Genomic DNA, 4,252 nt, shown 5'->3' on the forward strand with positions numbered 1-4,252 from the left:
GGGTGGAAGACCGACGCGCGCTACAATGCGCTGTCCTACGCGGTGAATGCGGCGTGGAACCGCGGCAAGCCCGCCGATACGCCCGTCACCGACCTGCGCAAGGCGATCGCCAACGATCCCAAGATGCGCGTCATGATCGTCCACGGCTGGGACGACCTGTCATGCCCGTTCTTCGCCTCCCGCCTGATCGTCGATCAGATGCCCGCCTTCGGGCAGGCTGAGCGCGTCGCGCTGAAGGTCTATCCGGGCGGGCACATGTTCTACAGCCGCAACGACAGCGGTGCAGCGTTCAAGAACGACGCTCGCGCGTTGTATCGCTGATGAGCGGGGCGACGCCGCGCGCGTCGCCCCTCACGTGTTTATCAGCGCTGCCCGCAGATGACCGGGCCGGGCGGCGCGCTGGCGACGCGGATGCCCGATACGTCGATGCCCGCCGCGCCGGTCGCCGCGATCACCGCCGAACGCGTAATCCGCGCCATGTCGACCCCCTGATCGGCGAAGCAGCGTAGCGGCACCGCCAGTTCAGTCCAGTCGCTGCCGGCGTTGCGGAGCACGCCGGTAATCGGAACGGTGGCACTGCGTCCGCCGGCCATGCCGAGCGTAACGGTCCCCGTCGGTGCACGGGTGACGCGATAGTCGACGATCAGGCTCAACTGCCCATTCGACTCGCGCGACAGGTCGATCGGCTGCGCCTGCTCGACCGCGAGTTCGCCGGCGCCGGCAAAGGTCAGTCGCACGCTGTCCTCCTGCGCTTGGCGATCGACGCGCGCCTGCGTCACCGCGCCGCTGGTCCGGAACGACGCGCCGGGGGCGAGCCGCCCGCGTACGAACAGTGCGTTCTGGTCGCCGCCCGCGTTCGCTGGCCGCGCTTCGTCGAGCTTGGGTACCTGCCCGCCCTTCGCGTAGGATAGACCGTAGCCGAACGCGAACAGCGGGTCGTAATTCGGGTCTCGCCGATTAAGCACATATTGGTCAAGTCGCTTGGGCCAGGAGAACGACAGCGTTCCGCGGAAATCGGCCTTGGGCTTGCCGTTGCGCCCCGCGACCAGCAGGTCGGCGACGCCGCCGCCCTCGGTGCCAGGCAACCAGGCAGCAACGAAGGCGTCGGACGCGTTTAGCTCCGGGTTCACCCACAACGGCCGACCCGACAGGAACACCGACACCGTCGGCACGCCCGCAGCCTTCAAGCGACGCAGCAGTTGCAGGCTCGACTTGTCGTCGGGGCTGAATTCCAGCGTCGGACGGTCGCCGGAGAATTCGGCATAAGGCGTTTCGCCGAACACGACGATCGCGACATCGGGTTTGGCGGTGTACTTGCCATCCGCGGACAAGGTGGCGGTGCCCCCCGCCGCGCGCACGGCCTCCGACAGCCCGCCCCAGATCGATTGCGCATTGGGGAAGTTGGCGTTGGTGACGCCGGTGCCCTGCCACGTGATCGACCAGCCGCCCGCCTGCTGCCCTATGTTGTCGGCACCCGCGCCCGCGACCAGCACGTTCGCGCCGGCCTTAATCGGCAGCACGCCGTTGTTCTTGAGCAGCACGAGCGACTCGCGCACGGCCTGACGTGCCAGCGCGCGGTGCTCGGCGCTGCCGAGCAGGTCGAACTTGCCCGCGAACGGTCGTGACGACGGGCGACCGGCCTCGAACGTGCCGGCCAGCACCTTGACGCGCAGGATGCGACGCACCGCGTCGTCGAGGCGTGCCGCCGGGATAATCCCCGCCTTCACCTCGCGCAGCGTGTTGGCGAAGAGCTCCTTCCACTTCGGACCCGAGTACATGAACATGTCCAGCCCGGCGTTGATCGCGGCCGCGCAATCCTCGTTGGTGCAGCCCGACACCTGTCCGTGCGCGTTCCAATCGCCGACCGCGAAGCCGTCGAATCCCCAGCGCTCCTTAAGCACGCCGGTCAGCAGCGTCTTGTTGCCGGTCAGCTTGGTGCCGTTCCAGCTCGAGAAGCTTGGCATCACGGTTAGCGCGCCCGCGGGCAGCGCGGTCATGTAGCCTGCGGCGTGGACGTCGCGCAGCGTTTGCTCGCTGACGCGCGTGTCGCCCTGATCGCGCCCGCCGGTACCGCCGTCGCCGAGGAAATGCTTAACTGAGGAGATGACGTGGCCCGGACGCATGAAGTCGCCGCCCACGCGACCCTGAATACCCTCGACCATCGCGCCGGCGTAGGAGGCGACGAGCGACGGCTCCTCAGAGTAACTCTCGTAGGTGCGGCCCCAGCGGTCGTCCTGCACCACCGCGACGGTCGGCGCGAAGCTCCAGTCGATGCCGGTCGCCGCTGTTTCGGCCGCGGTCGCGGCACCGATGCGGCGGACGAGCTCGGGATCGCGCATCGCGCCCAGGCCGATGTTGTGCGGAAACAGCGTCGCGCCGACAATGTTGTTGTCGCCGTGCACCGCGTCAGTGCCCCAGATGACCGGCACGACCGGCCGCCCGTCGCTCCGCTTCACCGACGCATCGTAGAAGGCGTCGAATAGCTTCAACCACTCGGGCGCGGGCGCGAACTCGTCGTTGTTGGGGGCCGAATTACCGCCGTTCAAGATCGAGCCGAGCTTGTATGTCTCCAGATCCTTGGGGCTGATCGAGGCGATGTCGACCTGCAGCAGCTGCCCGACCTTATCCTCTACGCTCATGCGCCGCAGCATGGCGTCGACGCGCGCCTCGACCTTCGGGTCGCGCTGACGCTTCATCGCGAGCGCGGGCCACTGATCGGGGTGCGCGGTTGCAGACGTGCTGACCGCCGGCCCCGCTCCCTGCGCCGACAATCCCGCCGCACTTGCCAGCAACGCCGCCGCGACGCCGATCCTAATCGTCCTCATGCTTCCTCCCCATGCGCCACGCGCGACCTCGTTTAGACGAGCCCTAATCGGCGCTCCGGGCGGTCACAAGCGGGTGAAGGTCGCACATCGGAGAGGCGCAGATCAGCTTCGCATCCAAGAGCGCCCACTACTGCCGTGCATGCAGCGCCATTTGAAATCACGTCAGCCACATAAACTTACATGGATTAGGAAACGAAATCGCGCGCCGGAGGTTCTCTGCTTCGGGGTAGCAGCGTGTCTGCATGGCCAGCCGGCTGTGGCGCTGCATGACGAACAGTCAGATGAAAGAAATCATGTCGAAAACCGATTTGGGCGCGCTCTCGTTGTCGCGCCGCGGCGTGCTGGCCGGCGGCGCTGCCACTGCTGCGATGACGGGCGCGCCTGCTGCGATCGCGCAGGCAGCGGCGTCGGCACCGATAACGCCGGCCGATCCTGCGCCAACGATGCCGGTGTCGTTCGAGGTCAACGGTCAGCGCCAGGAACTGACGCTCGACACGCGTACCACGCTGCTCGATGCGCTGCGCGAGCATCTGCACCTGACCGGCACCAAGAAGGGTTGCGATCACGGCCAGTGCGGCGCGTGCACCGTCATGGTCAACGGCGTACGGATCAATTCGTGCCTGAGCCTCGCGGTGCAGCACCAGGGTGATAAGGTGACGACGATCGAAGGGCTGGGCACGCCCGACAAGCTCCACCCGATGCAGGCCGCCTTCGTCAAGCACGACGGCTATCAATGCGGTTACTGCACGCCGGGGCAAATCTGCTCGGCGGTGGCCGTCCTCGACGAGATCAAGCGCGGCGTCCCCAGCCACGTCCAAGCGGACGTGTCGGCGCGCCCCCAGGCGACCAACATGGAACTGCGCGAGCGGATGAGCGGCAACATCTGTCGCTGCGGCGCTTATTCCAACATCGCCGAGGCAATGGGTGAAGTCGCGGGGGTGCGGGCATGAAGGCATTCACCTACGAGCGCGCGAAGGACGCGCAGGGCGCCGCGCAGGCAGCCGCGCGGCCCGGTGCAAAATTCCTGGCGGGCGGAACCAACCTGCTCGACCTGATGAAGATCGAGGTCGAGACGCCAACGCATCTGATCGACGTGCAGGACCTGGGCTTCGACAAGATCGAGAAGACCTCGGAAGGCGGACTTCGGATCGGCGCGCTGGTCACCAACACCGACCTCGCCGCCGACGAGCGCGTGCGGCGCGACTATGCCGTGCTGACGCGCGCAATCGTCGCTGGCGCCAGCGGGCAGTTGCGCAACAAGGCGTCTACCGCGGGCAATTTGCTCCAGCGGACGCGCTGCCCGTATTTCTATGACACCAACATGGCGTGCAACAAGCGCAAGCCCGGGTCGGGCTGCGCCGCGATCGGCGGTTATTCGCGCCAGCTTGGCGTGATCGGCGTGTCGGACAAGTGCATCGCGACCTTCC

General features: G+C 67.1%; 3 protein-coding genes and 1 pseudogene. 3 read left to right on the plus strand and 1 reads right to left on the minus strand.

Going from position 1 to position 4,252, the window contains the following annotated elements; translation table 11 throughout:
- Window positions 1–321, plus strand: a pseudogene (locus tag QZ847_RS13600) (peptidase S10); the annotation flags it as partial.
- 41 nt (window positions 322–362) lie between these two features.
- Here the strand turns inward: QZ847_RS13600 and QZ847_RS13605 are convergent.
- Window positions 363–2,825, minus strand: a complete 2,463-nt coding sequence (locus QZ847_RS13605; protein WP_294357319.1) for a glycoside hydrolase family 3 protein — start codon at window positions 2,823–2,825, stop codon at window positions 363–365.
- 293 nt (window positions 2,826–3,118) lie between these two features.
- Between QZ847_RS13605 and paoA the strand changes: the two genes are divergently transcribed.
- Complete coding sequence (gene paoA / locus QZ847_RS13610; protein WP_294357321.1) at window positions 3,119–3,775, plus strand: aldehyde dehydrogenase iron-sulfur subunit PaoA; 657 nt, start codon at window positions 3,119–3,121, stop codon at window positions 3,773–3,775.
- Window positions 3,772–4,252, plus strand: a 481-nt coding sequence (locus QZ847_RS13615) for an FAD binding domain-containing protein (RefSeq protein WP_294357323.1), incomplete at its 3' end; no start/stop codon positions are given. The genes paoA and QZ847_RS13615, both read left to right, overlap by 4 nt.

This window comes from uncultured Sphingomonas sp. (genome assembly GCF_913778135.1).
In the GTDB taxonomy this organism is placed as follows: Bacteria; Pseudomonadota; Alphaproteobacteria; order Sphingomonadales; family Sphingomonadaceae; genus Sphingomonas.